Source organism: Polaromonas sp. P1_E1_2 (assembly GCF_056406035.1).
In genome coordinates, this window is sequence record NZ_JBFUAZ010000452.1 from 1 (window position 1) to 3,565 (window position 3,565).

The 3,565-nt window shown below is 61.7% G+C and carries 4 protein-coding genes; all 4 read right to left on the reverse strand.

The annotated features are described in order from the left end of the window. The coding region (locus AC1D1P_RS17810) for an enoyl-CoA hydratase-related protein (protein ID WP_477673884.1) at window positions 1-1,022 on the reverse strand (1,022 nt) is incomplete at its 3' end. A 206-nt stretch (window positions 1,023-1,228) separates the two neighbouring features. Further along, complete coding sequence (locus tag AC1D1P_RS17815; RefSeq protein ID WP_477673885.1) at window positions 1,229-1,924, reverse strand: ABC transporter ATP-binding protein; 696 nt, start codon at window positions 1,922-1,924, stop codon at window positions 1,229-1,231. Further along, window positions 1,924-2,700, reverse strand: coding sequence for an ABC transporter ATP-binding protein (locus AC1D1P_RS17820; RefSeq protein WP_477673886.1), 777 nt, complete (start codon window positions 2,698-2,700; stop codon window positions 1,924-1,926). Before AC1D1P_RS17820 ends, AC1D1P_RS17815 begins: the two co-directional genes overlap by 1 nt. A 105-nt stretch (window positions 2,701-2,805) precedes the next feature. After that, window positions 2,806-3,565, reverse strand: a 760-nt coding sequence (locus tag AC1D1P_RS17825) for an ABC transporter permease subunit (RefSeq protein ID WP_477673887.1), incomplete at its 5' end; no start/stop codon positions are given.

A 3,565-nucleotide genomic window follows, 5' to 3' on the forward strand; every position in this document is an offset into this window, starting at 1 on the left:
CTGATGATGCCGAGGCCTTTGTCCAGGGCCTCCTGCTTCATCTCGAGAATCTTGACCGGGATGCCGGCGTTCAGGAAGTTCATGGCGATACCGCCGCCCATGGTGCCGGCGCCGATCACGGCCACCGAATTGATCTCGCGCTTGGGCGTGTCTTCCGGCACGTCGGGGATCTTGGAGGCCGCACGCTCAGCCATGAAGATATGGCGCAGCGCGCGGCTTTCGGGTGTCCACATCAGGTTGATGAAGCACTCGCGCTCAAAAGTCATGCCGTCTTCGAATTTCTTCTTGGTCGCTGCTTCGACCGCGTCCACGCACTTGAGCGGCGCGGGGAAGTTCTTGGCCATGCCCTTGACCATGTTGCGGGCGAACTGGAAATAAGCGTCGCCATTGGGGTGCTTGGCGCGCAGGTCACGCACCAGCGGAAGCGGCCGGGTGTCGGAAATCGATTGGGCAAAGGCCAGGGCTTCCTGGGCCAGCGATTCGGGCGAGGCAGCAAGCTTGTCGAACAGTTTCTGGCCGGGGATTTGCGCGAGCAGTTCGCTCTTGACGGGTTCGCCGCTCACGATCATGTTCAGGGCCGGTTCCACGCCGAGCACGCGCGGCAGGCGCTGCGTGCCGCCGGCGCCAGGCAACAGGCCGAGCTTGACTTCAGGTAAGGCCACGTTGGTGCCAGGCGCGGCGATGCGGTAGTGGCAGCCCAGGGCCAATTCCAGGCCGCCGCCCATGCAGACGGAATGGATCGCGGCGACGATAGGCTTGCCGGAATTCTCGACCGCGCGGATCACGCTCAGCAGATTGGGTTCGATCAGCGCCTTGGGCGTGCCGAACTCCTTGATGTCGGCGCCACCCGAAAAGGCTTTGCCTGCGCCGGTGATCACGATGGACTTGATGGCGGCATCGGCATTGGCCTTCTGGATGTTGTCGGTCAGGCTCAGGCGCGTGGCGTGGCCCAGGCCGTTGACGGGTGGGTTGCTCAGTGTGATGAGCGCGACGGGGCCGTGAACTTCGTAAAGGGTGGTCATTGCGTTGCTTCTTTCCTTGATGGAGTTTCAGTTTTTGGTTGTCTCGGCTGGCGCTGCGGCCCGGCACGCGCTGGTCGGGTGCACAAAAAAGTACGACCGTTCTTTTTCCATTGTAGGGGGCGTTTGTGACGGCACAAGTCCCCGGATGGACTGTTCAGTCTATTTTTGTCCCTGCGGTGACAGCCGGGGACGATCCACACCGTTTTTTACACCTCGAGCCACTCTTTGCGGATGTAGGCATCAGCCCGCAGGCTGTCGGGGGTGCCGTCAAACACGATGCTGCCGTGGCCCATGACCAGCGCGCGATCGGAAATCGCCATGGCAATCGTCAGTTTCTGTTCGATCAGCAGCACCGAGATGCCCTTGGCCTTCAGCGTTTGCAAATACTGCCCCACCAGCTCAACGATTTTGGGCGCAAGGCCTTCAGTGGGCTCGTCGATGATGATGAGGTCGGGATCGCCCATCAGCGTGCGGCACAGCGTGAGCATCTGCTGCTCGCCGCCCGAGAGCACGCCGGCCTCGGTGTRCTGGCGTTCGCGCAAGCGCGGGAACATCTGGTACATGTCCTCAAACGACCAGCGCGAACCCTTGCCCGAGCCCTTTTGGCCCAACAAAAGGTTCTGGTGCACCGTGAGCTTGGGGAAGATGTCGCGGTTTTCCGGCACATAGCCTATGCCCAGGTGGGCAATCTGGTAGGCCTTCTTGCCGACGATTTCCTGCTTCTTCCAGAGGATGGAGCCCTGGCAGTCAACCAGGCCCATGATGGCCTTGGCCGTGGTGGAGCGGCCCGAACCGTTGCGACCCAGCAAGGCGACGATCTGGCCGGGCTGCACGTCGAAATGGACACCGTGCAGTACGTGGCTTTTGCCGTAGAAGGCGTGGAGGTTCTGGATATGGAGCATCAGTGACCTCCTCCGTGAGCTTGTGCGTCTGCTACTGAAGAGCCCAAATACGCCTCTTGCACGCGCTGGTCGGCGCGCACGGCCTCGGGCGTGTCGTAGGCAATGATCTCGCCATAAACCACCACCGCAATCTTGTCGGCCAGGCCGAACACCACGCCCATGTCGTGCTCCACCGTCAGCAGGGTCTTGCCCACGGTGACCTCCTTGATCAGGTTGATGAAGCGGCTGGTCTCGGACCGGCTCATGCCGGCCGTCGGTTCGTCCAGCAGGATGACGTTGGCGCCGCCTGCAATCGTGATGCCGATTTCCAGCGCGCGCTGCTCGGCGTAGGTCAGGTTGGTGGCCAGCACGTCACGCTTTTTGTCGAGCTTGATCATGGCCATCAACTCGTCGGCGCGCTCGTTGGCGTCATCCAGGTCGGCCAGGAAGTGGAAGAACGTGTACTTGTAGCCCAGGCTCCACAGCACGCCGCAGCGCAGGTTTTCAAACACGCTGAGTTTGGGGAAGATATTGGTGATCTGGAAGCTGCGCGACAAGCCCAGCCGGTTGATTYCAAACGGCTTTTTGCCGTCGATGCGCTGGCCGTTGAGCAACACTTCGCCGCTGGTGGGCTCAAAACGGCCGCTGATGAGATTGAACAGCGTGGACTTGCCCGCGCCGTTGGGCCCGATGATGGCGACGCGCTCGCCGGCCTGCACCTTCAGGTTGGCGCCGCGGATGATTTCGGTCTTGCCAAAGCTCTTGCGCAGGTCTTTGAGTTCAAGCGAATAGTTCATATCAACCTCCCCACCAGCCAGGGCCGCGGAACCGGCTTTGCCGGGCCGCAGGCGCAGCGCCCCCTCGGGGGGCAGCGACGTACACGAAGTGACGAGCGTGGGGGCTCACAGTAATTCCCTTCGCTTGATTTCTTTCTCGATGTCATTTTGTATCTGGCCCCATTGCGTGAGGAATTGCCGGCGTGTGAGCTCAAACAGGCCCAGGCCGGTGACAAGCACGAAGCCGGCGCCCAGCCAGCTGTTGAGGTTGGTGGCGTTGAGCCGCACGCCCATGAAGCCGAGTTCGGGGCCCAGTGCCGCGTTGAGCTGCAGGTGGTAAATCATTTCCACCATGGCGGCCGCGCCGGCCAGCGCGGTGAGCGCTGTCACGGCCAGTCCCAGGTAGCCCACCCACAATTCCCGCAGCTTGCCGAAAGAGGCCACGCGCAAGTTCATCATGATCAGGCTGGCGATACCACCGGGCGCATACATCACCATGAAGAGGAAGATCAGGCCTACATAGAGCAGCCAGGCCATGGAGAGCTCTGAAAGCAGGATCAGCGCCATCACCAGCAGGCCGGCGCCGATGATGGGGCCGAAGAAGAATGTCGCCCCGCCCAGGAAGGTGAACAGCAGCAGGCTGCCCGAGCGCACACCGCTCACCACTTCCGCCGTGACGATTTCCGAATTGATGGCCGCCAGACCGCCACCTATACCGGCGAAGAAACCGGCAATGATGAAGGCGTAGTAGCGCACGCGCTGCGTGTTGTATCCGATGAACTCCACGCGTTCGGGGTTGTCGCGCACCGCGTTCAGGATGCGGCCCAGTGGCGTGCGGGTAAACGCAAACATGGCCGCCGTGCAGATGAAGCAATAGAAGGCGATC